This is a genomic window from Salmonella bongori NCTC 12419 (assembly GCF_000252995.1).
GTDB lineage: Bacteria > Pseudomonadota > Gammaproteobacteria > Enterobacterales > Enterobacteriaceae > Salmonella > Salmonella bongori.
Map to the genome: position 1 here is coordinate 1,867,158 of NC_015761.1, position 25,934 is coordinate 1,893,091.

25 protein-coding genes are annotated in these 25,934 nt (G+C 50.3%); 10 read left to right on the top strand and 15 right to left on the bottom strand.

What is annotated here, in order from left to right:
- Window positions 1-96: 96 nt before the first annotated feature.
- A complete protein-coding gene (gene sopE2, locus SBG_RS08795; RefSeq protein ID WP_001124232.1) occupies window positions 97-819 on the bottom strand; it encodes a type III secretion system guanine nucleotide exchange factor SopE2 in 723 nt (240 codons plus the stop codon).
- A 625-nt stretch (window positions 820-1,444) separates the two neighbouring features.
- Between sopE2 and SBG_RS08800 the strand changes: the two genes are divergently transcribed.
- Both SBG_RS08800 and SBG_RS08805 read left to right on the top strand, forming a co-directional pair.
- Complete coding sequence (locus SBG_RS08800; protein WP_000076084.1) at window positions 1,445-1,921, top strand: hypothetical protein; 477 nt, start codon at window positions 1,445-1,447, stop codon at window positions 1,919-1,921.
- A 591-nt stretch (window positions 1,922-2,512) separates the two neighbouring features.
- Complete coding sequence (locus SBG_RS08805) at window positions 2,513-3,655, top strand: lipopolysaccharide N-acetylglucosaminyltransferase (protein ID WP_000227846.1); 1,143 nt, start codon at window positions 2,513-2,515, stop codon at window positions 3,653-3,655.
- A 531-nt stretch (window positions 3,656-4,186) separates the two neighbouring features.
- On the opposite strand, the gene SBG_RS08815 is transcribed toward SBG_RS08805, so the two are convergent.
- From SBG_RS08815 to yobA, 3 genes are read right to left on the bottom strand one after another with little or no spacing between them, the layout of a single operon-like run.
- Window positions 4,187-4,537, bottom strand: a complete 351-nt coding sequence (locus tag SBG_RS08815; protein WP_000746718.1) for a YebY family protein — start codon at window positions 4,535-4,537, stop codon at window positions 4,187-4,189.
- A gap of 16 nt (window positions 4,538-4,553) precedes the next feature.
- Window positions 4,554-5,429, bottom strand: a complete 876-nt coding sequence (copD, locus tag SBG_RS08820; protein WP_000979682.1) for a copper homeostasis membrane protein CopD — start codon at window positions 5,427-5,429, stop codon at window positions 4,554-4,556.
- Complete coding sequence (yobA, locus tag SBG_RS08825; protein WP_000885911.1) at window positions 5,430-5,804, bottom strand: CopC domain-containing protein YobA; 375 nt, start codon at window positions 5,802-5,804, stop codon at window positions 5,430-5,432.
- Between the two features lie 137 nt (window positions 5,805-5,941).
- On the opposite strand from yobA, the gene SBG_RS08830 reads away from it, so the two are divergent.
- The 3 genes from SBG_RS08830 to exoX all read left to right on the top strand — a co-directional run bounded on the left by SBG_RS08830 (window position 5,942) and on the right by exoX (window position 7,649).
- Window positions 5,942-6,172 carry a DNA polymerase III subunit theta gene (locus SBG_RS08830; protein ID WP_000856226.1) on the top strand — a complete coding sequence of 77 codons (231 nt, stop codon included), beginning with the start codon at window positions 5,942-5,944 and terminating at the stop codon, window positions 6,170-6,172.
- Window positions 6,173-6,279: 107 nt separating this feature from the next.
- The gene (locus tag SBG_RS08835) at window positions 6,280-6,936 is read left to right on the top strand and encodes a carbon-nitrogen hydrolase family protein (protein ID WP_000100264.1); all 657 of its coding nucleotides are present in this window, start codon (window positions 6,280-6,282) and stop codon (window positions 6,934-6,936) included.
- 23 nt (window positions 6,937-6,959) lie between these two features.
- Entirely contained in the window at window positions 6,960-7,649 is a 690-nt protein-coding gene (gene exoX / locus SBG_RS08840; RefSeq protein WP_000944290.1) for an exodeoxyribonuclease X, read from the top strand.
- Window positions 7,650-7,677: 28 nt separating this feature from the next.
- Here exoX and ptrB read toward each other — a convergent pair whose 3' ends face one another.
- The 4 genes from ptrB to yebG form a co-directional block, all read right to left on the bottom strand.
- Window positions 7,678-9,729 carry an oligopeptidase B gene (gene ptrB / locus SBG_RS08845; protein WP_000936986.1) on the bottom strand — a complete coding sequence of 684 codons (2,052 nt, stop codon included), beginning with the start codon at window positions 9,727-9,729 and terminating at the stop codon, window positions 7,678-7,680.
- A 212-nt stretch (window positions 9,730-9,941) separates the two neighbouring features.
- A complete protein-coding gene (locus tag SBG_RS08850) occupies window positions 9,942-10,601 on the bottom strand; it encodes a tellurite resistance TerB family protein (RefSeq protein WP_000024717.1) in 660 nt (219 codons plus the stop codon).
- A 93-nt stretch (window positions 10,602-10,694) separates the two neighbouring features.
- The gene (gene yebF / locus SBG_RS08855; protein WP_001042121.1) at window positions 10,695-11,048 is read right to left on the bottom strand and encodes a protein YebF; all 354 of its coding nucleotides are present in this window, start codon (window positions 11,046-11,048) and stop codon (window positions 10,695-10,697) included.
- Between the two features lie 66 nt (window positions 11,049-11,114).
- Window positions 11,115-11,405, bottom strand: coding sequence for a DNA damage-inducible protein YebG (gene yebG, locus SBG_RS08860; RefSeq protein WP_000257721.1), 291 nt, complete (start codon window positions 11,403-11,405; stop codon window positions 11,115-11,117).
- Between the two features lie 130 nt (window positions 11,406-11,535).
- On the opposite strand from yebG, the gene purT reads away from it, so the two are divergent.
- The gene (purT, locus tag SBG_RS08865; RefSeq protein WP_000173442.1) at window positions 11,536-12,714 is read left to right on the top strand and encodes a formate-dependent phosphoribosylglycinamide formyltransferase; all 1,179 of its coding nucleotides are present in this window, start codon (window positions 11,536-11,538) and stop codon (window positions 12,712-12,714) included.
- Between the two features lie 72 nt (window positions 12,715-12,786).
- Here purT and kdgA read toward each other — a convergent pair whose 3' ends face one another.
- The 3 genes from kdgA to zwf all read right to left on the bottom strand — a co-directional run bounded on the left by kdgA (window position 12,787) and on the right by zwf (window position 16,987).
- On the bottom strand, window positions 12,787-13,428 hold the full coding sequence (gene kdgA / locus SBG_RS08870) for a bifunctional 4-hydroxy-2-oxoglutarate aldolase/2-dehydro-3-deoxy-phosphogluconate aldolase (RefSeq protein WP_000800498.1): 642 nt from the start codon (window positions 13,426-13,428) through the stop codon (window positions 12,787-12,789).
- 37 nt (window positions 13,429-13,465) lie between these two features.
- A complete protein-coding gene (gene edd, locus SBG_RS08875) occupies window positions 13,466-15,277 on the bottom strand; it encodes a phosphogluconate dehydratase (protein WP_001087636.1) in 1,812 nt (603 codons plus the stop codon).
- Between the two features lie 234 nt (window positions 15,278-15,511).
- Window positions 15,512-16,987 carry a glucose-6-phosphate dehydrogenase gene (zwf, locus tag SBG_RS08880; protein WP_000301707.1) on the bottom strand — a complete coding sequence of 492 codons (1,476 nt, stop codon included), beginning with the start codon at window positions 16,985-16,987 and terminating at the stop codon, window positions 15,512-15,514.
- A 341-nt stretch (window positions 16,988-17,328) separates the two neighbouring features.
- Here zwf and SBG_RS08885 point away from each other — a divergent pair, with 341 nt between their 5' ends.
- Both SBG_RS08885 and pyk read left to right on the top strand, forming a co-directional pair.
- Entirely contained in the window at window positions 17,329-18,174 is an 846-nt protein-coding gene (locus SBG_RS08885; protein ID WP_001056683.1) for a MurR/RpiR family transcriptional regulator, read from the top strand.
- A gap of 147 nt (window positions 18,175-18,321) precedes the next feature.
- Window positions 18,322-19,764, top strand: a complete 1,443-nt coding sequence (pyk, locus tag SBG_RS08890) for a pyruvate kinase (protein ID WP_000091174.1) — start codon at window positions 18,322-18,324, stop codon at window positions 19,762-19,764.
- An 83-nt stretch (window positions 19,765-19,847) separates the two neighbouring features.
- Here the strand turns inward: pyk and lpxM are convergent, their stop codons facing one another.
- The 3 genes from lpxM to znuA form a co-directional block, all read right to left on the bottom strand.
- Window positions 19,848-20,819 (bottom strand): lauroyl-Kdo(2)-lipid IV(A) myristoyltransferase, encoded by a 972-nt coding sequence (lpxM, locus tag SBG_RS08895; RefSeq protein ID WP_000448402.1) that lies wholly within the window; start codon window positions 20,817-20,819, stop codon window positions 19,848-19,850.
- Between the two features lie 116 nt (window positions 20,820-20,935).
- Complete coding sequence (gene mepM / locus SBG_RS08900) at window positions 20,936-22,255, bottom strand: murein DD-endopeptidase MepM (protein ID WP_001184025.1); 1,320 nt, start codon at window positions 22,253-22,255, stop codon at window positions 20,936-20,938.
- Between the two features lie 15 nt (window positions 22,256-22,270).
- Window positions 22,271-23,215, bottom strand: coding sequence for a zinc ABC transporter substrate-binding protein ZnuA (gene znuA, locus SBG_RS08905; RefSeq protein ID WP_000939602.1), 945 nt, complete (start codon window positions 23,213-23,215; stop codon window positions 22,271-22,273).
- 78 nt (window positions 23,216-23,293) lie between these two features.
- Here znuA and znuC point away from each other — a divergent pair, with 78 nt between their 5' ends.
- The gene (znuC, locus tag SBG_RS08910) at window positions 23,294-24,049 is read left to right on the top strand and encodes a zinc ABC transporter ATP-binding protein ZnuC (RefSeq protein ID WP_000203016.1); all 756 of its coding nucleotides are present in this window, start codon (window positions 23,294-23,296) and stop codon (window positions 24,047-24,049) included.
- Entirely contained in the window at window positions 24,046-24,831 is a 786-nt protein-coding gene (gene znuB / locus SBG_RS08915; RefSeq protein WP_000571520.1) for a zinc ABC transporter permease subunit ZnuB, read from the top strand. Before znuC ends, znuB begins: the two co-directional genes overlap by 4 nt.
- An 87-nt stretch (window positions 24,832-24,918) precedes the next feature.
- On the opposite strand, the gene ruvB is transcribed toward znuB, so the two are convergent.
- Window positions 24,919-25,929: a Holliday junction branch migration DNA helicase RuvB gene (ruvB, locus tag SBG_RS08920; RefSeq protein WP_000568509.1), complete on the bottom strand. Its 1,011-nt coding sequence runs from the start codon at window positions 25,927-25,929 to the stop codon at window positions 24,919-24,921.
- Between the last annotated feature and the right edge of the window lie 5 nt (window positions 25,930-25,934).

The following is a 25,934-nucleotide window of genomic DNA, read 5'->3' on the forward strand; positions in this document are numbered from 1 at the left end:
TCTTAAACGCATTACTACAACAATAAACAGACATGATAAGTAAATAAGTTATTAATTCCCATAGTAAACCATTGCGCTGTACCCGTGACGCTATCGTCAGCGGGTGTTTTGAATATATTTACTGGCAATGTTTTCCAGGGTTAAGTGAAATTGTTGTGGCGTTGGCAGATTCTGCTCTTTGAATAGCGGAGTCACTTCTTCCATAATAAGCTTTTCAGCATATGCTTTAAAAGATGTCTGCTGATTATGATTTATAAAAGTATATGGATACTTAATGCTCGCAGAAGAGACGAGCGGAGTGATAAACGGATTCGCTCCCGCTCCCCCGGGGGTAAACACGCCATTTTTGATCTCCCCGGGTAGTCCGGCATTCTGTGCCGCTTCACCAATTTCTTTCAGAAAAGGCGTGATACTGAGCCCTTGATTAATAAGTAAGCGACAATATTTATCTTTATTGTTACTGTACTGCGCTGACAATATGGCCTCGCATGTCTGACGAGCATAAGAGGGATCTTTGCTCGCATGACTTTTAATATCCAGCTCATTGAGTTTTTGCTGCATATGCTCTTTAACAATTTTACGGGTTAATACCGCCCGCCCCTCTGAAGCATCTCTACGATGAAAAGGTGCCTCAGTCGCCTCAGTTTGCCTGAACGCGCTGAATATATCTGGCAGCCCGACAGACAGTCTGGCAACACTGTTTCTCACGGCAGTAATGTTTTTTACGAAAGCGCTCTTTTCCGTTATTCTTTCTTTTACTGGTGCAACTTCACTTGGTTGTATTCTAAAAAGTTGAGGGGGCAAATTTATCTTAGGCACGGTAGCTCTCCTTCTGGATGTGTATGAATAAATACACATGTTTATAATGCGTTACTTTCAAAAAATAGCCATACGCCCACCTTGCTTTGCGCACTGAACCATCTGGATTTATTTAGCTGTTAATAGTTAAAATGAAATTAATTAGCACATTTTTTCAGCAATGCATGATGCCTCTTTATCTGCTTTCATGTTACAAAACAAGCATAAATGGGCAAAACGTAACTTTAATGTATCTTCTGTATCATATAAAACATTCATCAATATTATTAGCAGTGTTGTTACAACTGTGTTCTTGTATGGGACGTGCATCCGGCGTTACCTTCTCAGTACTTAACACGCTGCCATGCTATTCCTCTTGGCTACGGTATAATCATTGCCTATCTATTTAATTACTTGATTCTAATACATTAATAACCAAGAGTTTTCTTTGCGATTTGGGAGATTACAAACTGAATCCGCTACACCAGGGAAATGGTTTTCAAAGCGGCTCCGGGCAAAGAAGCAAAATATGTGCTTGCTATTTATATTCTGTCTAATTAACCCACTCCCGGAAGTGTGGCATAATTGTTGAATCAGTCACAATCCGGGAAGTACCGGCATGTCACCGTAAAGCCATCGGAGATGTATGAGTCAGGACGAAATCAGCTATCAAATACTTTACCGGTACAATCTGGAAAAACTGTACAGTATCTTTACCCGGCGAGTGGATAACGTGCTGTCATTTGTTCTCATTTTTCTTGGCGTCATCGTCATCGTCAACGTCGGAAGCGCCTTTATGCTGGGGTTAAGCATTGTGGGTATCGCTGTACTAAAAATGCTTTGCCGCTTCGATACCCGGTCAATACACGCAGACAGGCAATCCCGCGCCTGGTTGAAACTCTTTAATACCCGGCATCACTTTTCTTCAAAGAAAGCACTATTTCTTACCATCACATCGCTTACGCAAGAGGAGAGTGACGTATGGTCCATACTTATCGGTCCTGCCGTCCTCATGACCGAGACCGCGCTTGGGAAAACCAGCAGTGAAAAACTCACGGCGGTTGAAAAACTATGTGCATTTTTGTGTGGTGCGACAAAAGCCTGCTCCTTTGACCACGATTGATTGCCCTTCTAAATGCCTGTGCCGCACCATAGAGATTACTATCATATCCACTTCGTAGCGTTAATCAGAAAATCGGTAATTGAATTTGGTGGTATTGATCTTTATCCGTTATGGGATTCCTATAGGCTCATCGGATGACACATCTGTATCGAGGCTTTTAATTGGCACACTCACCTGCGAGCGGAGTCAATGCAAAAATCCTGCTGCTTGTGACATCAAAATAGGCTTTGAGCGAAAAATGACTCAGACCGCTATCACTATGCCGGGGCTCCACAAGCAGCCTTTTTGCCCTTAAATCTTTTTGTCGCTCCCCCGACCTGCCACCCTTCACGTACCACAAGGTACTCAGGTCTACCGCAAATCCGGCTGGTTTATTAAGCGTATTGCTGTGTCCATCGTCCAGGTAAAAACCAAAAGGTGCGTATACGCTTCACAAATACTTATCAGGCATATTAATAGCTGATAAAATTATGAGGTAGTTCATGTTTTTATCTGTTATTTATGGAATAAGAATTATCCGTATTGTAAATACAAACAGTCAGACACAGCAGCCCTGTTGGGTAAAAACTCAACATGATTTACGGAGTTACAATGGTTGATAAATTAGTGCTTACGGTTACACCAATTTTTTCCATACCGCCGCGTGGTGCAGCCGCAGTAGAAACATGGATGTACCAGGTAGCACAGCGAACAAAAATACCAAACAGAATCGCTTGTATTAAAAATGAAGGTTATACAGATTTTGCCCAGATTAGCGAACGGTGCTCCATTCACCGTATCGGGTTCAGTCGAGTTTATAAGCGCCTCTTCCAGAAGTGGACTCGTCTGGACCCACTTCCTTACTCACAGCGTATTCTGAATATCGCAAAAGACTTTAACATTACTCATGATAGCGTGATCGTCGTGCATAACAGCATAAAATTGTACCGCCAAATCCGCAAAAGAGCCCCACAAGCGAAAATGGTTATGCACATGCACAATGCTTTCGAACCTGATGGGTTAGATCAAAACGTTAAAATGATTGTTCCCAGCCTGTTTTTGAAGAAGCATTATCAGGCATACCTGCCGAATGCTGATATAGCTATCGTTCCTAATGGTATTGACCTGAAGGCCTACCAGAACAACTCAGTACCACTGCAAAAATCTGATCTAAACATATCCCCGGAGAAAAAAACGATTTTCTTTGCTGGCCGCATATCTCCGGATAAGGGAGTCACTTTGCTTCTACAGGCTTTCGAACAACTGCTCAAGGAACGCAACGATATAGCGTTAATTGTCGTTGGTGACTATATGAGTAAAAGTAAAGGTGAAAAAGCAGCCTATCAGCGCGAAGTGCGGGAATTAGCAGAACGGCTAAAACCACACTGCCAGATGGTTGGAGGTGTAACGCCAGAAGACATGTACAACTATTATTCTTTAGCCGATCTGGTTGTTATCCCTTCCCAGTTCCAGGAACCGTTTTGCATGGTTGCAATTGAAGCGATGGGAGCAGGAAAACCTGTACTGGTCAGTACACGCGGCGGAATGACTGAATTTGTACAAGAGGGTGATACCGGCTTCCACTTACAGGAACCAATGACCCCTGAGACCATTGCCCAGGACATCCACAACGCGCTGGCATCCCCTGATTTAAACGATGTTGCCTTACGTGGACAACGCTGTGTTGAAGAAAAATTTCCGTGGGAAAAAGTCACCCAGCGGTTTGAGGAAGTGGTTAACAACTGGTTTAAATAATTAATGTGCCACTGATTAACACTCAATGGCACTGTTTTATCAGGCAGGTGAGAACGTTTAGCATTATGTGTAACATTAAAAATTCTGCCCCTCAAAAATGACAACAAAAATTTACCTCGACGAAAGAGACGAAAAGGCGTTTGTGATGCTCTGATTTTCACGTAAAAGAAATGTTAAATCAATTTTCTTTATGGTATAAGGTAAAAGACCGGAATACAGAAATGCGGACAAATTTCGAACATTTTCGGATAAGGTCTTATAATCATTTGATTTATAAAACATATAAAAAGAGACCGAATACGATTCCTGTATTCGGTCCAGGGAAATGGCTCTTGGGAGAGAGCCGTGCGCTAAAAGTTGGCATTAATGCAGGTTAAGTCGCCCTGCCCTTTAAGAATAGATGACGACGCCAGGTTTTCCAGTTTGTGACAAAGGTGAGTGATAAAAGCTGGCGTCAAGTCCGTCATCCGGGATAAAAAAACCGCAAGCTTTAGCATAAAGGCTTGCGGTTTTTCATTAAAAATTAATCAATTAACTGGATGATTCACAAAGTTTTTCCGCACGTTCTATAAACGGTGCCAGACTCATTTTCTCACCCGGTTTCGCGGGATTATCGATTTGAATGACAGCAATAGGCTGAGCGCGTGTTTTGCCCTGCGCCGCTTGCTGTTCGGCAACGTCATTTAAGGGATACTGTACCAGCGTACTGGGGTTGATTACATAGAGCGCATGTCCTGGCCGACAGGTTAACATGACCTCTTCGCGATTAAACGCCCACTTATCTTTTCCCACTTCAAAGCGACTTACGGTAATAACCTGCGGCGCCGCCAGTGCCATACCTGAAGTTGCCAGCAGAAGTATCGAGAGTAATCTTTTTTTCATTCGTTATGCCAGTCCATCAGAAAGGTTCGAGGGTTGCAAACAGGCTGACAATCGCCAGTACTATGCCTCCAATTCCCCATTCAATTTGCGTCATCCGGACAAACCAGAGAGCCGCCTGAGGATTTTCCTGTCGCATACGTGGTACGAAAACATACCGATTCGTCAGCGCAATAGCCACCATAAGCACCACCAGCGCACATTTTAACAAAAGCAGTTGACCATAGGCGCTCTGCCAGATCGCGGTAAATCCCGTGATAAATAACGCATTACCAATTCCTGTGATCAAGACGCCCGCCACGAAAAAGTGACCATAACGCGAAAAACGCATCATGGCGCTAACGGCCTGCTGTCGCCAGCGTCCTTTCGCCACACGCATACAATAAACCACTGGCAACAGGCCACCAAACCAGGCCGCCGCGCAAAGTAAATGCAAAGCATGGTTAATTTGCTGTAATGTTCCGGGTATTCCGTCGCGCATCGTCGCATGTCCAACACCTGCCAACAGAATAAACTGAGCGACGGTGAGAATAATAAGCCGTCGCTGCATTTTTGCTGGCGCAATTAACGCCACCGTCAGTGTGACCAGCGCAAGGATAATTTGCCATATCCAGACCACGCCAAAGCGGGTTTGCAGTACCGCGGCCCATACCGAAACAGAAAAGACATCAGGCCAACCGCTCCCCATCAATCCCCCCTGAATCGCCAGCATAATAGTGGCGCTAATAAGACTCCAGGCGGCGGCATACCGTTGCAAGCGTAGAAACCGACGCGTCATTAAACGACGAATTGATCCTGGTGCCAGCCAGGCACTGTAAAGCGCACAGCCGCAGACCAGCATTAAACTGGTAAAATGAATAAAGCGGAGCGCTATCCAGACGAACGTCAGCATCATTTATTTCACGCTGAAAGTATATTGCCCTTTTGTTTTATGCCCATCCACCGACACAACATGCCAGTCTACCGTGTAGGCGCCAGGTTTCAGCGGCTGATCGAGCGGGACAATCAGTTGCGTTTTATCCTGTTCATTTCGCTTTGCCGGGCGCGTTTTGATGGACTCTTGCTGAGGACCGGTGATCGTTGCACCGCTGAATCCGGGCTCAACCCCTTCAGAAAAATTTAGGGTCAGTGCCTGTGGCGCAGCCGTCACGGCAGCATTCGCGGCCGGATATTGATGCGTCAGGTGCGCATGCGCCCAGGCTGCTGGCGCAGCGAATGTCGATGCCAGCAGTAGTAAAGCTAAACGTCGCGATGGTACAGAAAAAGCCATATTTACTATTCCTTTTTGTTATGCCAACGTTACAAAGAATAACCTTCAACAATCATCGAGTCGAGGAACATCATTTCTATCTTGCCATTACAGCAGACTCTTAGTACCTTCTGCCGGCAGCAGAAAAGGAGACGCGTATGAAAACGAATCTGGCTCAACTTGAACAAACAGAGATGGATAAAGTCAATGTAGACCTGGCGGCAGCTGGCGTAGCGTTTAAAGAGCGCTATAACATGCCCGTTGTGGCTGAGGCTGTTGAACGTGAGCAACCTGAACACCTACGCGCCTGGTTTCGTGAGAGACTGATTGCCCATCGTCTGGCTTCCGTATCCTTATCCCGGCTACCCTACGAACCGAAGGTTAAATAAAAATTATATAACGTTACACTTCCTTACATGCAGATGACTACATTATAAGGTGATTCTTAAACTATGCTGTTTAGCATGGCTGTAGACACTATGAAAAGGAAGTCATTATGTCCTCATGGAAAATTGCCGCTGCGCAATATGCGCCCCGAAACGCCTCGCTGGCAGAGCACATCGCTCACCATCTGGAATATATTGATCTCGCTGCCCGTCAACGGTGTGAACTACTGGTCTTTCCTTCACTATCGCTATTAGGGTGCAACGAAAGAAATAAACCGCTGCCTGCCCCGCCTGACGAGGCACTTTTACAGCCGCTCTCTCATGCGGCCAGTACCCACCATATGACTCTCATTGTGGGAATGCCTGTCGAGCATAACTGTCGCTTCGTAAAAGGCATTGCCATATTTGCCCCCTGGATAACGTCGCCGCTGATGTTTCATAAAAGTCATGGCGCCTGCATTGCCAGGCAACGAAGCGCTATCAGTGTGGTGGATGAACAACCCGAAGGCGTGGATATAGACCCGTCATTTACGTTATTCACAACCAGTCAATGCCTTAACGAACCCGAACTGCATACTTCTACATCACGCCTGCAACGCTTCTCACATAAATATGCGCTTGCCGTACTGATGGCGAATGCCTGTGGCAGTAGCGCACTGTGGGATGAAACCGGTCAATTAATCGTGCGCGCTGATAGCGGACCGCTGTTACTGACCGGGATACGCACGACGGAGGGTTGGCAAGGCGATATCATTCCATTACGCTAAACGCTTTCGGTGAGGAATGAATCATGTTGCGGATAATAGACACGGAAACCTGCGGGCTGCAGGGCGGGATCGTAGAGATAGCCTCTGTGGATGTCATTGATGGCAACATTGTCAATCCCATGAGTCACCTGGTTCGCCCCGATCGCCCCATTACGCCGCAGGCAATGGCGATACATCGCATTACTGAGGCGATGGTTGCTGATAAACCGTGGATTGAAGATGTTATACCGCACTACTACGGTAGCCAGTGGTATGTCGCCCATAACGCCAGTTTCGACAGACGTGTATTGCCGGAATTGCCGGGTGAATGGATTTGTACCATGAAGTTATCGCGACGCCTGTGGCCGGGAATAAAATATAGCAATATGGCGCTCTATAAATCACGCAAGTTAAGCGTACAAACGCCGCCGGGACTGCATCATCACCGTGCGCTGTATGATTGCTACATCACCGCCGCATTGCTGATTGATATTATGCGCATCACGGGCTGGACGGCGGAAGAGATGGTCACCATCACTGGCCGCCCTGCACTGTTAACCACTTTCCCTTTTGGTAAATACCGCGGTAAAGCAGTCTCTGAAGTCGCAAAACGTGATCCAGGCTATTTACGCTGGCTCTTTAATAACCTCGATAATATGAGTCCGGAGCTTCGCCTGACGCTAAAATATTATCTGGAGGATGTCCCGGCTGGTGGCACAGGCACACCATCATAGCCAGCGTCCCAGGCATTGTGGAGAACGTCTAAGCGCTATGTAAAGTCCCCTGCGCCAGCCCAATTAAAAAGGCAAATTCCAGCGCGACGCCTTCATAAGATTTAAACCGCCCCGACTTACCACCGTGGCCAGAGTCCATATCCGTACATAACAGTAACAGACGATCGTCCGTTTTTAGTTCCCGTAATTTTGCTACCCACTTCGCCGGCTCCCAGTATTGTACCTGAGAGTCGTGCAATCCTGTTGTTACCAGCAGGTGCGGATAATCCTGCGCTTTGACGTTGTCATAAGGGCTATAACTTTTCATATAGTTATAATACTGGACGTCCTGCGGATTCCCCCACTCTTCAAACTCCCCTGTCGTTAACGGGATCGATTCATCCAGCATCGTGGTCAATACATCCACAAACGGCACCTGGGCGATCACGCCGTGGAAAAGTTCAGGGCGCTCGTTGATGGCGACGCCCATCAGCATTCCGCCCGCGCTTCCGCCCATCCCGTAACACAGCGAAGGCGAGCCGTAGCCCAGTTTTAATAAGGCGTCACAGGCATCAAGATAGTCATTAAAGGTGTTTCGCTTTTTCAGGAACTTGCCATCTTCATACCACTGCTGTCCCAGCTCGCCGCCGCCGCGCACGTGTACGATAGCGTAAACAAAGCCACGATCCAGTAAACTCAACCGGCTGCTACTAAAGTCGGCGTCAATACTGGAGCCGTAAGAACCATAGCCGTAGACCAGAAGCGGATTTTGTCCTTTACGAAAGTACTTTTGATGATAAACCAACGATACCGGCACTTCGACGCCGTCACGCGCGGTGATCCACACGTGTTCGCTTTGATAACAGCCAGAATCAAATCCGGGCACTTCCGTCTGCTTAAGGACCCGTCGTTCTCCGGTATCCATATCCAGTTCGAACAACGTATCCGGTGTAGTCATTGAGGAATAACCATAACGCAGCCGGGAGGTCTCCGGCTCAGGATTATAGGCAAGCCACGTCACGTAAGCTGGATCGTCAAACGCAATGCCAATCACTTCACGTGTTTTACGGTTAATTTGCCGCAGGCTGGTTAAACCTCGTTGACGTTCCTCCACCACTAACCAGTCGGTAAAAAGGGTAAACCCTTCCAGCATAATATGCTCTCGCGGGGGGATCAGCTCTTCCCAGGCGTTTTCATTGCGTATGCGGGTTCGGTACAAACCAAAGTTTTTACCGTTTCGGTTAGAGCGCAGGTAGAACGTGTGCTGATAGTGGTCGAGACTATATTCGTGATCCTTGCGGCGTGGTAAAAATGAAAACGGTTCAGCATCCGCCAGTTCTGCGTCAAGTAATAGCACCTCACTGGTGGTGGCGCTGGCGAGGTGAATGATCACATAATGCTGCGAAGTGGTTTTATGCAGGCTGACATAAAAAGTATCGTCTTTTTCTTCATACACCAGTTCGTCTTGCGAAGAGGGAGTACCGATGGTATGCCGCCAGACCTGATACGGCAGGAGTGTCTTCTTATCTTTACGCACATAGTAAAGGGTCAGGGAATCATTGGCCCAGACAAATTCAGGCGCAACATTATCCAGTAGCTCCGGATACCAGTTACCGCTTTGAAGGTTGCGAAAGCGTAACCCATACTGACGGCGGGATAAATAGTCCTCGGCCAATGCCATGATCGTATTATCCGGCGTAATAGCGAGCCCTCCGAGCGTATAAAACTCGCTGTGTGCGGCCCGCTGGTTTGCATCAAGCAAGACATCCCATTCCTCCCACTCTTCTTTTAATACAGATTGCCGCTGGTAGATGGCGTATTCACAGCCGGGTTCATAAATGTAACGGTAGCGGTACCCGTTTTTCACATAAGGCGCAGAGACTTCCCGGGGAGGGATGCGATCGATAATTTCTTTCAGTATGCGATCCTGTAATGCCTGCTGTGAGGTCATCACTTTCCGACCATACTCATTTTCCTGATGCAGATAATCAAGGACTTCCGGCTGCGAGCGAGTATCGTCCCGCAACCAGTAATAATGATCAATGCGCGTATCGCCATGTACGGTCATGGCATAGGGAATTCGATTGGCTTTTGGCAACATGTTATTTTTTCTTTTGCGTTAATATTTGTCATATTTCACGCGGCAAACACAGCGGCTAAGCATCGCTATCCCGGATGCTCAAAGCGGTAAGCATTTGAGATTTCACTGCCTTACCGCTGTCATGCAACATGAATGACGTAAGGTATCCATCCTATAAGGGTGGCAAAAGTCACGCATGATGCAAGCGAAACATGTTATTTAATGAGAGGTTATCACCCTGGCAGCGCCTGTTTTTGCTGCTGCAAATCCTGCTCGATGCCTTCCCGGACATCCTGGGGAATTTTTAGCGCGTCGCCTAAGGCATTCAAATAGCTACGCTCCATAAAGTGGTCAATATCAATGGCGGCGCAACTCAGGAAGTAAACTTCCAGGGCTTCTTCTTCATTGCGGATGCCCTGTGCTAAACGTTGCGGATCAAGCGGCTGCTCAATAGCCTTCTCGATAAACACGCGCCCTTGTTCTTCCACGCCAGCTTCCCGCAACTGGAGCTCAATTGCCGCGCGTTCTTTGGCGTCGATATGTCCATCGCTTTTCGCCGCAAAAACCAAAGCAAGAATAAGCCGCTCAGTACGCACATCCAGCGGCGTGCTGTGCGCGCCGAATTGCGGTTCTCCCTGATGCGCAGCGCGCACTTTATCTTTGTACTTGTTCCATAATACAGAACCGGCGACGGCACCACCGCCTACCAGTAAAGCGCCGGTACCATATTTCGTTAATAATTTACGTGAAGATTTATTTGCTACCAGCAGTCCCGCCAGACCGCCCAGGGCGCCGGGAACCAGCAGTTTATTTAAGCCTTGTTCACCTGAAGATGAGCCGGAAGCGCCTTTTTGTCCAAGAAGAGATTGTAGTTGGTTCAACCAATTAGCCATAGTGCCCCTCAAATACAGACCAATAATGGTCAAGCGTACCTGAGGGGATGTCAGGAATTGTCTATGTCGGCAAAAGAAGCGCAAATTACCCCGCTAGCGGGGCTGATATTCCGCCGTACCGGCTTTACAGTCAACGATGACCTGATAATGAATGTCGGCACTCTTACCGCGGACGGTTAACGGGACAGTCCATTTATCATTTTGACCCGCAACTTCCTTCACATTGACCCATGCTACCGGGTCAGCCTGCCCTACCTTTTTTTGGTCATCCGCCCACCGTACAATACGATTTTGCTGGTAGTCGCGCTTCACGCTTGCCGCAATCCCGTCGGCGTCCAGCCCTTCGCACGTTGGAAACTTAACCGATTTACTCTCCGTAGCTGCCGCAAACGCCGATACGCTGGCAGATAACAACAGCAGGCTCAACAACGCTCCTCTTTTGTTCATATTTTTCTCCTTAGCACAATGGTTCAGGAAAAGCATGGTACAAAACGCCGGGAGCGCAAGTGTGGGTCAGGCGGCTTGCTTTTTCGTTTTACTGACGACGCTTTTTTCAACCACCTGTGGAGACGGCAGCTTACCGGTTTTCAGGATCGTACTTAACACCTCTTTATGCTCCGCCAGCCATAGCGACAGCGCTTCGCGCTGCCCATCTTCCAGCGCGACTGGCGACTGTTCAAGCCAGGTATCGAGAAGATCGGCAGTGTCGAGCATTTTGTCCCAGGCATCGGCTTCCTTTTTACTGGTAAAAGACATCTTCTCCTCACCTTCGCGAATGACTACGTATTTAACCTCAACCGCCATTGTGCAGCCCCTTATTTACCTGTGTTTATATACAGTATATTGCATAACAACAAAAAAAGCAACGCATTCAAAAAGACACACGCAAACGTTTTCGTTTATACTACGCCCAGGTAAAACAGGGGACAAAAATATGACGTTATTAGGCACAGCGCTGCGTCCGGCTGCAACGCGGGTGATGTTATTAGGTTCAGGGGAATTGGGAAAAGAGGTCGCTATTGAATGCCAACGACTGGGGATCGAAGTTATTGCCGTCGATCGCTATCCTGACGCTCCCGCTATGCATGTGGCTCACCGTTCACACGTCATTAATATGCTGGACGGCGACGCTCTACGCCGGGTGGTTGCCCTGGAAAAACCGCACTATATCGTGCCGGAAATAGAAGCGATCGCGACCAATACGCTGCGTGAACTGGAAGACGAAGGGCTGAATGTGGTGCCCTGCGCGCGTGCTACGCAGTTAACGATGAACCGCGAAGGAATTCGCCGCCTGGCCGCGGAGGAGTTAGGCCTTCCGACATCCGAATACCGTTTTGCCGACAGTGAGGCGAGTTTTCACGATGCGGTCGCGGCAATGGGTTTTCCTTGTATTGTTAAGCCGGTAATGAGTTCCTCCGGCAAAGGCCAGAGTTTTATCCGTTCAGCCGACCAGATCACGCAGGCATGGGAGTACGCACAGCAGGGAGGGCGTGCTGGCGCAGGTCACGTCATTGTGGAAGGCGTGGTCAAGTTTGATTTTGAAATTACGCTGCTCACCGTGAGCGCTATTGATGGCGTTCATTTCTGTGCTCCGGTCGGTCACCGACAGGAAGATGGCGATTATCGCGAATCCTGGCAGCCACAGCAGATGAGCGAACTGGCGCTAACGCGAGCACAAGACATTGCCCGTACGGTGGTGCTGGCGCTAGGCGGCTATGGGCTGTTTGGCGTGGAACTCTTCGTCTGTGGCGATGAGGTTATTTTCAGCGAGGTCTCCCCTCGCCCGCATGATACGGGAATGGTTACATTAATTTCTCAGGATCTCTCTGAATTTGCGCTACATGTTCGCGCCTTTTTAGGGCTGCCAATAGGCGCTATACGCCAGTATGGTCCCGCCGCTTCAGCGGTGATTCTGCCGCAGCTAACCAGCCAGAATGTAACGTTTGATAATGTGCAGGCTGCGATGGGGGCAGGACAACAGGTACGCTTGTTTGGGAAGCCAGAAATCGACGGCGTCCGTCGGTTAGGCGTCGTGCTGGCGATGGCGGAAGATATTGATAGGGCTGTTGAACGTGCAAAAAATGCCGCAACACTCGTGAAGGTTACAGGCTAAAAAACTGGATGGCGGCGCTTGCACCGCCATCCGCTCTATGATTTTGCCCGATAAGCGATATCGGGCTTTTCTTTACTGCTTCGCGCCTTCTACTGCTTCACGCGCCAGTGTGGTGATGCGATCGTAGTCGCCGGCTTCCAGCGCATCAGCCGGTACCAGCCAGGAACCGCCGATACACAGCACACTTTTCAGCGCCAGATAGTCACGATAGTTTGCCGGAGAAATGCCGCCGGTCGGACAAAAGCGCACCTGAGAGAACGGACCTGCAATCGCCTGTAGCGCTTTAGTACCGCCATTCGCTTCCGCCGGGAAGAATTTGAATTCTTTCAGACCATAGTCCATACCCAGCATCAGTTCAGAAACGGTGCTGATACCGGGAATCAATGGAATAGTACCTTCCGTTGCCGCTTTCAATAGTGGCTCAGTCAACCCCGGGCTAATCGCAAACTGCGCGCCCGCTTCCGTTACCTCCGCCAGTTGCTGCGGGTTGAGGACGGTCCCTGCACCGACAATCGCATCGGGTACATCTTTAGCGATAGCGCGGATAGCCTCCATTGCGCACGCTGTGCGTAACGTCACTTCCAGGACGCGAACGCCGCCGGCCACCAGTGCTTTAGCCATCGGCACCGCATGCTCCAGTTTGTTGACTACAATGACCGGGACAACCGGACCGGTGGTCAGGATTGCTTCTGCACTTGTTTTCCAGTTTTTCATCGGAATTCTTCTCTCGCCTGATTACAAAAGTGTCATCTTAAAAAGTGATACAGGTTGCGCCCTGCTCCGCACCCGACAGATTTTCACGCAACGCGCCAAACAATTCACGTCCCGTTCCAAGGCGTGACGCACTCAGATCCGGAATGTGAGGCTGGCGAGCGGCAAGTACCGCCTCGTCGACCAGCAGAGTTAACTCACCTGTCTGTCCATTCACGCGAATGATGTCGCCATCGCGCACTTTTGCCAGTAAGCCGCCATCGTAGGCTTCCGGCGTTACGTGGATAGCTGAAGGCACTTTACCCGAAGCACCTGAAAGCCGTCCATCAGTCACTAACGCGATTTTGAAACAGCGGTCCAATAATACACCAAGTGGCGGCATGAGTTTATGTAATTCTGGCATTCCGTTCGCTTTTGGCCCCTGATGGCGCACAACTACCACACAATCCTTGTCCAGTAAGCCCGCTTCAAAGGCTGGCAGAACGTCATGCTGGCTTTCAAACACCACGGCTGGCGCTTCAATGACCTGGTTCTCCACTGGCACGGCAGATGTTTTCATCACGGCGCGTCCCAGGTTACCACTCAGCACTTTTGTACCGCCATGATGCGAGAACGGCTTATCAAAAGTGGCAATCACCTGGCTATCCAGTGATCTTTCCGCGCCTTCGCGCCACTCCAGCTCGCCGTTGTTGAGCCAGGGTTCCAGCGTATAGCGTTTCAGACCAAAACCCGCGACGGTATTAACATCTTCATGCAACAATCCGGCGTTGAGCAGTTCGCGCATCAGGACTGGCACCCCACCAGCGGCCTGGAAATGATTAATATCCGCCGGACCGTTCGGGTACAGGCGCGCCATCAGCGGTACGACCTCCGACAAATCCGAGAAGTCATCCCAGTTGATTAGAATTCCCGCCGCGCGCGCCATCGCGACCAAATGCATGGTGTGGTTCGTGGAGCCGCCGGTAGCCAGCAGTGCGACAATACCGTTCACCACAACTTTTTCATCGATCATTTTACCGAGCGGCATCCATGCGTTACCGTTACCGGTAAGGCGGGTAACCTGTCGTGCGGCAGCGGCAGTCAACGCCTCGCGTAGCGGCGCATCCGGATGCACAAACGAAGAGCCGGGCAATTGCATTCCCATAAACTCCACCACCATCTGGTTGGTGTTGGCAGTACCGTAAAATGTACAGGTGCCTGGCGCATGATAAGAGGCGGCCTCCGACTCAAGCAGCGCCATTCTGTCTACTTTTCCTTCAGCATACAGCTGGCGAATACGGACTTTTTCTTTATTTGGCAGGCCGCTGGCCATCGGGCCCGAGGGAACAAAAATAGCGGGTAAATGACCAAAGGAGAGCGCAGCCATCACCAGTCCAGGGACGATTTTGTCACATACTCCAAGGAATAACGCACCGTCAAACATATTGTGAGAAAGCCCAACCGCTGCCGACATCGCTATCACTTCACGGCTAAGTAAAGATAGCTCCATACCGTCCTGCCCCTGCGTGATACCATCGCACATTGCCGGTACGCCGCCTGCGACCTGGCCTACCGCATTCACAGAGTGCAGCGCCTGACGAATAATCTCCGGATAATGTTCATACGGCTGATGTGCAGAGAGCATGTCATTATAGGCAGTAATGATGGCGATATTATTGCGCAGCATACTTTTCAGCGAGGCTTTGTCCGCTGGCTGGCAGGCCGCGAAACCATGCGCCAGGTTGCCACAAGCCAGCTGTGAGCGGTGAACCGTTGCGGTTTTCGACTGCTCAATACGAGCGAGGTAGGTAGTCCTGGTCTGTTGAGAGCGTTCAATAATGCGCTTTGTTACGCGTAACAAATTAGAGTTCATAGCGGCTCCTGAAATTTATCTGTCCGGCTACCGAATTGCACAGATATTTCATCGATACAATAAATCATTGAAATACGTGACATCCAGCATTAATGGGGCAAAATCGTTTCAGGCAGTGTAATAAAAAAAGCCTCGCGGGTGAATCCACACGAGGCCTGAAAGGACAAAAATGATTCTACAATCTGTGCCAGATCATGTTACCGGTAAAATAACACCTCAGAATAAGACTGAAATTTACTCAAACTCATTCCATGAACGACCATCACGGGTGATCATTGCCACAGAAGCTACCGGCCCCCAGGTGCCCGCCTGGTACGGCTTTGGCGCATCGTTGTCCATCGCCCATGCTTCAGTTATGGAGTCAACCCACTTCCACGCCTCTTCCACTTCATCGCGGCGGACAAACAGCGCCTGAATGCCGCGCATCGTCTCCAGCAACAGTCGCTCATACGCGTCCGCGAGATGTGTCTGATTGAACGTCTCGGAGTAGCTCAGATCAAGTTTGGTCGTTTGCAGGTTGTGCTTATGATCCAGTCCTGGCACTTTATTAAGCACCTGGATATCCACGCCCTCATCCGGCTGCAGACGAATGGTCAGCTTATTCTGCGGCAGATCTTGCCAGGATTCTTTAAAGAGGTTCAGTTCTGGCGTTTTAAAATACACCACCACTTCAGAGCATTTAGTCGGCAGGCGCTTACCGGTACGCAGATAAAACGGGACGCCAGCCCAACGCCAGTTATCGATATCAACACGGATTGCCACGAAAGTCTCAGTGTTGCTGCTTTTATTCGCGCCCTCTTCTTCCAGGTAGCCCGGTACTTTCTTACCCTGCGCAAAACCAGCGGTGTATTGACCGCGAACCGTTTTTTCACGCACGTTGGAGCGATCAATACGGCGTAGCGATTTCAGTACTTTTACTTTTTCATCGCGAATACTGTCGGCGCTCAGATCTGACGGCGGCGACATGGCAATCATGCACAAAATTTGCAGCAGGTGATTCTGGATCATATCGCGCATCTGACCGGCCTGGTCGAAATACCCCCAACGTCCTTCAATACCCACCTCTTCCGCTACAGTAATCTCCACATGATCAATAGTGCGGTTATCCCAGTTATTCACGAACAACGCGTTAGCAAAACGCAGCGCCAGCAGGTTCAGAACCGTTTCTTTGCCCAGATAGTGATCGATACGGTACACCTGGCACTCTTCGAAGTATTCGCCGACCCGATCGTTAATCTCCCGTGAGGTCGCAAGCGAAGTACCCAATGGTTTTTCCATCACGACGCGCGCAGGTTTGGCGTTAAGTTTGGCTTCCCCTAACCCTTTGCAAATAGCGCCGAAGGTGCTGGGCGGCATCGCAAAATAGTTAATAGTGGTACGGTTTTTTTGATCCAGCATATCGCCCAGACGACTAAACGCAGGCGTATCGTTAACGTCAAGATTGCAAAAATCCAGCCGGCCACTCAACGTATCCCACAAGCCTTCATCGATTTTTTCCTTCATGAAGGTTTCCAGCGCCTCACGCACGACATGGGTATAGGCTTCTTTGTCCCAGTCCGCGCGGCCCACCCCGATAATACGGGTATCCGGGTGGATCTGGCCGGCTTTCTCCAGTTGATACAGGGAAGGCAGCAGTTTCCGGCGCGCCAGGTCGCCTTTCGCGCCGAAAATGACCAGGTCACATGCCTGGGCTGTTTGCGTTACCGCCATGTCATTCTCCTTAGTTAATCTCCCGGTACTTTAGCCAGGGTATAGTTGTAATTTTATTACACAGCACTGTACTGCTTTTACGAGATTACGGAAACCGTAAACGCCCTTTCACCGATGAACCGACGTTTGATTGGCAATATAATCGGCAAAACGCCTAATAAAATTGTCGCTTTTCCACACAACCCAGAACCTAAAATCCGACATCGGTCATGTAATGAAAAAAAACAACACCTTTTTTAACCATTTTGCCCCCTTCCACGGTCACCAGGGGTAATATCTAACAAAACGCACCCGGTTTCTCGCATCATTGAAATCGCTAACACCCATGAGCCTTGCTAACCATGAATATGCTGGAAAAAATCCAGTTGCAACTGGAACATTTAAGCAAATCTGAGCGAAAAGTCGCCGATGTTATTCTGGCCGCCCCCGGCAGAGCGATTCATTTAAGCATTGCCATGCTTGCGCAGGAAGCAGACGTTAGCGAGCCGACGGTAAACCGTTTCTGTCGCAGCATGACTACCCGCGGTTTTCCTGATTTTAAACTGCATCTGGCGCAAAGTCTGGCAAATGGTACCCCGTATGTTAATCGCAATGTGGATGAAGATGACAGCGTTGAGGCTTATACTGGCAAAATCTTCGAGTCCGCTATGGCCAGTCTCGACCATGTTCGCCAGTCGCTGGATAAATCAGCCGTCAACCGCGCGGTAGATTTACTGACCCAGGCAAAAAAAATCGCTTTTTTCGGTCTTGGCTCTTCCGCCGCAGTTGCGCATGACGCCATGAATAAGTTTTTTCGCTTTAATGTTCCGGTGATTTACTCCGATGATATCGTTCTGCAACGGATGAGTTGTATGAATTGTAGCGATGATGACGTCGTCGTGCTCATTTCACATACTGGCAGAACTAAAAGCCTGGTAGAACTGGCGCAGTTGGCACGAGAAAATGATGCGATGGTAATCGCCTTAACTTCCGCCGGAACGCCGTTGGCGCGTGAGGCCACGCTGGCAATTACCCTTGACGTACCGGAAGATACCGACATTTATATGCCCATGGTCTCTCGACTTGCTCAACTGACCGTGATAGATGTTCTGGCAACGGGATTTACATTGCGTCGCGGGGCAAAATTCAGAGATAACTTGAAGCGTGTCAAGGAAGCGCTCAAGGAATCGCGTTTTGATAAAGAATGACTCATCAGGAGTGATGACCACTAAAAGCAATAACAATGTTCTACCCTTTTCGTCATCCGGGTGCGTTCATTTTATACCGCCAAGGTTTCAGAACGACCGGATCAATGTTCACGCAACACCAAGTTGTTTCAGTCAACGGAGTATTACATGTCCAGAAGGCTTCGCAGAACCAAAATCGTTACCACGTTAGGCCCGGCAACTGACCGCGATAACAACCTTGAGAAGGTTATCGCCGCGGGCGCAAACGTTGTACGTATGAACTTCTCTCACGGCTCGCCGGAAGATCATAAAATGCGTGCTGATAAAGTCCGTGAGATTGCCGCCAGACTGGGGCGTCATGTGGCTATTTTAGGCGACCTGCAAGGGCCAAAAATTCGCGTATCCACCTTTAAAGAAGGTAAAGTGTTCCTCAACATTGGGGACAAGTTCCTGTTAGACGCTAACCTGGGTAAAGGCGAAGGCGATAAAGAAAAAGTCGGTATTGATTACAAAGGTCTGCCGGCAGATGTCGTTCCCGGTGATATTCTGCTGCTTGACGACGGCCGCGTGCAGTTGAAAGTCATTGAAGTTCAGGGCATGAAAGTATTTACCGAAGTCACCGTCGGTGGCCCGCTGTCTAACAATAAAGGTATCAACAAGCTCGGCGGCGGTCTTTCTGCTGAAGCGCTCACCGAAAAAGACAAAGCCGATATCAAGACCGCTGCGCTGATTGGCGTTGACTATCTGGCTGTTTCCTTCCCACGCTGCGGTGAAGATCTGAATTATGCACGCCGCCTGGCGCGTGATGCAGGTTGCGATGCGAAAATTGTTGCGAAGGTCGAGCGTGCCGAAGCGGTGTGCGATCAAGACGCTATGGACGATATCATTCTGGCATCTGATGTCGTGATGGTCGCACGTGGAGACCTGGGCGTTGAAATCGGCGATCCAGAACTGGTCGGTATCCAGAAAGCGCTGATTCGTCGTGCGCGTCAGTTGAACCGCGCAGTTATCACCGCTACCCAAATGATGGAGTCAATGATCACCAACCCGATGCCGACCCGTGCGGAAGTGATGGACGTAGCAAACGCCGTCCTGGATGGCACTGATGCGGTTATGTTGTCTGCCGAAACCGCAGCCGGTCAGTATCCGTCTGAAACCGTTGCCGCTATGGCGCGCGTCTGCCTGGGCGCTGAAAAAATCCCCAGCATTAATGTATCTAAACACCGTCTTGATGTGCAGTTTGATAATGTCGAAGAGGCCATTGCCATGTCTGCGATGTATGCGGCAAACCACCTGAAAGGGGTTACCGCTATCATCACCATGACAGAGTCTGGCCGTACCGCGCTGATGACATCCCGTATCAGCTCCGGCCTGCCGATATTCGCCATGTCCCGCCATGAGCGTACGCTGAATCTGACCTCGCTTTATCGCGGGGTGACGCCGGTGCATTTTGACAGTGCGGCGGATGGCGTTGTGGCAGCCCATGAAGCCGTTAACCTGTTGCGAGATAAAGGGTATCTGGTTTCCGGCGACCTGGTTATCGTGACCCAGGGGGATGTGATGAGTACCGTAGGTTCAACCAATACCACGCGCATTTTGACCGTTGAGTAAGTCCCGCAAACGCCTGAGACGCATAAGCGTCATCAGGCATTCCCGGGATGTCAGCATAAAGCCTCTCTTTCGAGAGGCTTTATTTATTTAATGGGGTAAAGATCCTTACGCTTATACGGCTGGATTTCGCCAGGCTTACGGGTCTTGAGTAACTTCAAAATCCAGGTGTACTGTTCCGGATGCGGGCCAACAAAAATTTCAACCTCCTCATTCATTCGTCTGGCGATAGTATGATCGTCAGCGGTGAGAAGATCGTCCATCGGCGGGCGAATCTGGATGGTCAGGCGGTGCGTTTTGCCATTATAAACCGGGAAAAGCGGTATGATGCGTGCGCGACACACTTTCATCAGGCGGCCAATGGCGGGTAGCGTTGCCTTGTATGTTGCGAAGAAATCGACGAATTCACTATGCTCCGGACCGTGATCCTGGTCCGGCAGGTAGTAGCCCCAATAGCCCTGACGAACAGACTGAATAAAGGGTTTAATCCCGTCATTACGCGCATGTAAACGCCCACCGAAACGACGACGTACTGTGTTCCAGATATAGTCAAACACCGGGTTGCCCTGGTTGTGGAACATCGCCGCCATTTTTTGTCCCTGAGATGCCATCAGCATGGCTGGAATATCCACGCCCCAACCATGCGGCACAAGGAAAATGACTTTCTCGTCGTTACGACGCATCTCTTCAATGATTTCCAGCCCTTCCCAGTCGACGCGCTGCTGAATTTTTTCCGGGCCGCGCATCGCCAGCTCCGCCATCATTGCCATCGCCTGCGGTGCAGTAGCAAACATCTCATCGACAATCGCTTCACGTTCGGCTTCACTACGTTGCGGAAAGCACAATGACAGGTTGATCAGCGCCCGACGACGAGAGCTTTTTCCCAGCCTTCCGGCAAAACGCCCCAGCACCGCCAGGAAAGGGTCACGAAATGATGCTGGCGTTAATGCCACCCCCGCCATCGCCGCAGCGCCTAACCAGGCGCCCCAATACTGCGGATAGCGGAAGGATTTTTCAAATTCAGGAATATACTCACTATTATTTTTTTTGGTTTCCATGCTTTTCCAGGGTCTACTGACGCGAAAAGGAACTGTGAATAGTGTAGCGGCGTCTGCGCCTCACACAAAATAAAAAAGCCGGCACACATGGCGTACCGGCTCTGTCAGCATATTTGTTAATCGAAGCGCAATTGCGGCAGAACCTCCTTCACTTGCGCCAGGTAATCACGACGATCGGAGCCCGTCAGCCCTTCCGTACGCGGCAGTTTTGCGGTTAAAGGGTTCACAGCCTGCTGGTTGATCCAGACTTCATAATGCAGATGCGGCCCCGTTGAGCGTCCGGTATTACCGGAAAGCGCAATACGATCGCCACGTTTCACTTTTTGCCCGGGCTTAACCAGGAGTTTACGCAGATGCATATAACGTGTGGTGTAGGTGCGTCCATGGCGAATGGCGATGTAGTAACCGGCGGCACCGCTACGCTTAGCGACCACGACTTCACCATCCCCCACTGATAGCACAGGCGTACCCTGCGGCATCGCAAAGTCAACGCCCCGGTGCGGGGCAACGCGTCCGGTAACCGGATTCAGACGACGCGGATTAAAGTTGGATGAAATGCGGAACTGTTTTGCGGTCGGAAAACGCAAAAAACCTTTTGCCAGGCCGACACCATTACGGTCATAGAACTTACCGTCAGCGGCGCGAATGGCATAGTAATCTTTACCATCAGAACGCAGACGCACACCCAGCAGTTGGCTCTGCTCGCGCTTGCCATCCAGCATCTCACGCGACATCAGGACCGAAAATTCATCTCCCTTTTTCAGCTTGCGGAAATCCATCTGCCATTGCATCGCTTTTATTACTGCGCTGATTTCGCCGCTGGTCAAGCCGGCATCTTTCGCACTGGCGACAAAGCTACCACCCACTGTGCCTTTCATCAGGCTATTGACCCAGTCGCCCTGCTGCATTTCACTGCTCATTTTGAAACCGTTTGCAGTGCGATCGTAGGTACGCGTCTCACGACGAGAAACTTCCCACGTCAGACGCTGTAAATCGCCATCGGCAGTCAGCGTCCAGGAAAGCTGTTGACCAATCTTCAGATTTCGCAGTTCCTTATCAGACGCGGCAAGCTGGCTAATATCGCCCATATCGATGCCATACTGATTCAAAATGCTGCTTAATGTATCGCCAGTAGAGACGACGTATTCATGGACACCCGTCTCGCCTGCGGTTTTATCATCCAGTTCATCCTGAGGAATGGCTTCATCTTCCTGGGCGGCCTGATCGATAGGCTCACTGGCCTCCGGTAAGAGGGAACGGATTTCGTTTTTCTCCAGCTCAATAGTTTTAACGATTGGCGCGGATTCCGGGTGGTAAACGTATGGCCGCCATACTGCGACGGCCAGTGTCAGAACGGTAAGTGACCCCAGCATCACGCGATGGGGTCGGGGCAGATTATTAAATGCCAGGGCGACAGAGCGGGCTATCTGTTGCACGTATTCACTTCCTCGTTAATCTCCTTTCAGGCAGCTCGCATACTGGTTGGCTAATTGGCTTAAAAACGCTGAATAGCTTGTTTTACCCAGTTTAATGTTCGTCCCGAGGGGATCCAGCGTTCCCATTCGAACGCCTGTTCCCCTCGCCACGGCTTCCACGACCGCTGGCCTGAACTGTGGCTCAGCAAAAACGCAGGTTGCTTTTTGCTCAACCAACTGTGTTCTTATTTCATGTAAACGCTGCGCACCAGGTTGTATCTCAGGGTTCACGGTAAAGTGACCGAGTGGGGTGAGTCCGTAATGTTTTTCGTAGTAACCGTAGGCGTCATGAAAAACGAAATACCCTTTCCCCTTGAGCGGCGCGAGCTCGTTACCGACCTGTTTATCGGTTGCGGCTAATTGTGCCTCAAAATCTTTCAGGTTGGCGTCAAGTTTAGCTCGACTTTGCGGCATAAGTTCCACTAATTTTTCATGGATTGCAACCGCTGTAGCCCGCGCTATCTCTGGGGAAAGCCAAAGATGCATGTTATATTCGCCATGATGGTGATGTGCATCACCTTTTTCATCGCCAGCATGGGCGGATGCATGTTCATCTTCATCATCATCCGCTCCCTTCATGAGTAACGGTTTCACATCGCTAAGTTGCGCAATCGTCACCTGTTTATTGCCAGGAATATTCCTGACCGACTTTTCCATAAAGGCTTCCATTTCCGGACCAACCCAAACCACTAAGTCCGCGCCCTGTAAGCGTTTTACGTCTGATGGACGCAATGAATAATCATGCTCGGAAGCCCCGTCCGGGAGTAATACTTGCGTATCGGTAACGCCGTCGGCAATGGCGGAAGCGATAAATCCAAGCGGTTTAAGCGAAGCGACAACAGCAGCCTCAGCGGCCTGGGTTGCACTCCCCCAAAGCGCGGCGGATAATGCTGCGAAAAGAAGCGTATTTTTCTGTAACATAATGCGACTAATCATCGTAATGAATATGTGAAATGTGATATTATAACATTCTATAACTTCTGCAAGCCTAAAATTGACATGACAAGTTTAGTTTCCCTGGAAAACGTCTCGGTCTCATTTGGTCAACGCCGCGTCCTCTCTGACGTATCGCTTGAATTGAGTCCCGGAAAAATTTTAACGCTTCTCGGCCCTAACGGTGCGGGAAAGTCAACGCTTGTGCGCGTAGTTTTAGGGCTGGTAGCCCCTGATGAAGGGGTGATCAAGCGCAACGGACAGCTTCGTATCGGCTATGTTCCGCAAAAGCTCTATCTCGATACCACGCTTCCGCTGACGGTAAACCGATTTTTACGTTTACGCCCCGACACACACAAAACGGATATTCTCCCGGCGCTTAAACGTGTCCAGGCCGGACATCTTATTGACGCGCCCATGCAAAAACTCTCCGGCGGTGAAACGCAGCGCGTACTGCTGGCTCGCGCCCTGCTTAACAGGCCGCAGTTGCTGGTACTTGATGAGCCAACACAAGGCGTGGATGTCAACGGTCAGGTCGCATTATATGACCTTATCGATCAGCTGCGCCGCGAACTTGACTGCGCCGTGCTGATGGTATCGCATGATCTACACCTGGTGATGGCAAAAACGGATGAGGTGTTATGCCTGAATCATCATATTTGTTGTTCCGGCGCGCCGGAAGTGGTGTCTATGCACCCTGAGTTTATTTCTATGTTTGGCCCGCGCGGCGCAGAGCAGTTGGGTATTTATCGCCATCACCATAATCATCGCCACGATTTACAGGGCCGTATTGTACTGCGCCGGGGAAATGATCACTTATGATTGAACTATTACTGCCTGGCTGGCTGGCCGGGATGATGCTGGCCTGCGCCGCAGGTCCGCTGGGCTCATTCGTGGTCTGGCGTCGAATGTCTTATTTTGGCGACACGCTGGCTCATGCATCGCTGCTGGGCGTGGCATTTAGCCTTTTGCTGGATGTTAATCCTTTCTATGCGGTTATCGCTGTGACGCTACTGCTCGCCGCCGGGCTGGTATGGCTGGAAAAACGCCCTCATCTGGCGATTGATACCTTGCTGGGCATTATGGCGCACAGTGCCCTCTCTTTAGGGCTGGTGGTCGTCAGCCTGATGTCTAATGTTCGCGTCGATTTAATGGCTTATCTGTTCGGCGATTTGCTGGCCGTCACGCCTGAAGATCTTATTTCGATTGCCACTGGCGTCGTTATTGTGCTGGCCATTCTCTTCTGGCAGTGGCGCAATTTGCTGTCGATGACCATCAGCCCGGATCTGGCCTTCGTGGATGGCGTGAAGTTACAGCGCGTGAAATTATTACTGATGCTGGTAACGGCGTTAACTATCGGCGTCGCGATGAAGTTTGTCGGAGCGCTAATTATTACGTCGCTGCTGATTATTCCCGCTGCAACCGCGCGTCGCTTTGCGCGTACGCCGGAGCAGATGGCGGGCATCGCAGTGATTGTGGGGATGCTTGCGGTAACGGGCGGACTCACCTTTTCCGCGTTCTATGATACGCCAGCAGGTCCATCAGTGGTATTATGCGCAGCCGTACTGTTTATCTTTAGCATGATGAAAAAACAGGCGAGTTGATGCTTTGCTGCCGTATGGCGCTACGCCCATCATGCCCAGGGATAAGCAGGCCGGGGCAGGCGAAGCCGCCATCCGGCATAATCAAGCTTAAGGCATCTCCGGCGGCGTAATACCAAAGTGGTTCCACGCACGCACTGTCGCCATTCTTCCGCGCGGCGTGCGCTGCAAAAAGCCCTGCTGAATCAGATACGGCTCCAGTACATCTTCGATGGTTTCACGCTCTTCGCCAATCGCCGCTGCCAGGTTATCCAGTCCCACCGGGCCACCGAAGAATTTATCGATAACCGCCAGCAGCAGCTTGCGATCCATATAGTCAAAACCTTCTGCATCGACGTTCAGCATATCCAGCGCCTGTGCGGCAATTTCTGCGGAGATAGCGCCGTCATGCTTCACCTCGGCGAAATCACGCACGCGTCTGAGCAAGCGGTTGGCAATACGCGGCGTACCACGCGCCCGACGCGCCACTTCCAGCGCGCCATCATCACTCATTTCAAGCCCCATATGCCGGGCGCTGCGCCCGACGATGTGTTGCAGATCAGGCACCTGATAGAATTCCAGACGCTGCACGATACCAAAACGGTCACGTAGCGGCGAGGTCAACGAACCCGCCCGCGTCGTCGCGCCAATGAGCGTAAACGGCGGCAGGTCAATTTTAATCGAACGCGCCGCGGGTCCTTCGCCAATCATGATATCCAGTTGGTAATCTTCCATTGCCGGATAGAGCACTTCTTCCACCACTGGCGAAAGCCGATGTATCTCATCAATAAACAGCACATCGTGCGGCTCAAGATTGGTGAGCATAGCCGCCAAATCGCCGGCTTTCTCCAGCACCGGGCCAGAAGTGGTGCGCAGGTTGACCCCCATTTCATTAGCTACGATATTGGCCAGCGTCGTTTTACCTAACCCTGGAGGGCCAAAAATCAATAAGTGATCTAAGGCGTCCCCGCGCAGTTTTGCCGCCTGAATAAAGATCTCCATCTGGGATCGCACCTGCGGCTGACCAATATACTCCGCCAATAGCTTAGGGCGAATAGCGCGATCGGCAACCTCTTCTGCGATAGTGGCGCCTGCTGAAATCAGGCGATCTGCTTCTATCATCGTAA

Coding starts and splice junctions, on each gene's coding strand:
- kdgA (WP_000800498.1), bottom strand. CDS start 13,428: ATGAAAAACTGGAAAACAAGTGCAGAAGCAATCCTGACCACCGGTCCG.
- pyk (WP_000091174.1), top strand. CDS start 18,322: ATGTCCAGAAGGCTTCGCAGAACCAAAATCGTTACCACGTTAGGCCCG.
- SBG_RS08805 (WP_000227846.1), top strand. CDS start 2,513: ATGGTTGATAAATTAGTGCTTACGGTTACACCAATTTTTTCCATACCG.
- yobA (WP_000885911.1), bottom strand. CDS start 5,804: ATGGCTTTTTCTGTACCATCGCGACGTTTAGCTTTACTACTGCTGGCA.
- yebF (WP_001042121.1), bottom strand. CDS start 11,048: ATGAACAAAAGAGGAGCGTTGTTGAGCCTGCTGTTGTTATCTGCCAGC.
- purT (WP_000173442.1), top strand. CDS start 11,536: ATGACGTTATTAGGCACAGCGCTGCGTCCGGCTGCAACGCGGGTGATG.
- copD (WP_000979682.1), bottom strand. CDS start 5,429: ATGATGCTGACGTTCGTCTGGATAGCGCTCCGCTTTATTCATTTTACC.
- SBG_RS08815 (WP_000746718.1), bottom strand. CDS start 4,537: ATGAAAAAAAGATTACTCTCGATACTTCTGCTGGCAACTTCAGGTATG.
- ruvB (WP_000568509.1), bottom strand. CDS start 25,929: ATGATAGAAGCAGATCGCCTGATTTCAGCAGGCGCCACTATCGCAGAA.
- ptrB (WP_000936986.1), bottom strand. CDS start 9,729: ATGTTGCCAAAAGCCAATCGAATTCCCTATGCCATGACCGTACATGGC.
- edd (WP_001087636.1), bottom strand. CDS start 15,277: ATGAACTCTAATTTGTTACGCGTAACAAAGCGCATTATTGAACGCTCT.
- SBG_RS08835 (WP_000100264.1), top strand. CDS start 6,280: ATGTCCTCATGGAAAATTGCCGCTGCGCAATATGCGCCCCGAAACGCC.
- yebG (WP_000257721.1), bottom strand. CDS start 11,405: ATGGCGGTTGAGGTTAAATACGTAGTCATTCGCGAAGGTGAGGAGAAG.
- SBG_RS08830 (WP_000856226.1), top strand. CDS start 5,942: ATGAAAACGAATCTGGCTCAACTTGAACAAACAGAGATGGATAAAGTC.
- SBG_RS08885 (WP_001056683.1), top strand. CDS start 17,329: ATGAATATGCTGGAAAAAATCCAGTTGCAACTGGAACATTTAAGCAAA.
- lpxM (WP_000448402.1), bottom strand. CDS start 20,819: ATGGAAACCAAAAAAAATAATAGTGAGTATATTCCTGAATTTGAAAAA.
- exoX (WP_000944290.1), top strand. CDS start 6,960: ATGTTGCGGATAATAGACACGGAAACCTGCGGGCTGCAGGGCGGGATC.
- znuA (WP_000939602.1), bottom strand. CDS start 23,215: ATGTTACAGAAAAATACGCTTCTTTTCGCAGCATTATCCGCCGCGCTT.
- znuC (WP_000203016.1), top strand. CDS start 23,294: ATGACAAGTTTAGTTTCCCTGGAAAACGTCTCGGTCTCATTTGGTCAA.
- zwf (WP_000301707.1), bottom strand. CDS start 16,987: ATGGCGGTAACGCAAACAGCCCAGGCATGTGACCTGGTCATTTTCGGC.
- znuB (WP_000571520.1), top strand. CDS start 24,046: ATGATTGAACTATTACTGCCTGGCTGGCTGGCCGGGATGATGCTGGCC.
- SBG_RS08800 (WP_000076084.1), top strand. CDS start 1,445: ATGAGTCAGGACGAAATCAGCTATCAAATACTTTACCGGTACAATCTG.
- SBG_RS08850 (WP_000024717.1), bottom strand. CDS start 10,601: ATGGCTAATTGGTTGAACCAACTACAATCTCTTCTTGGACAAAAAGGC.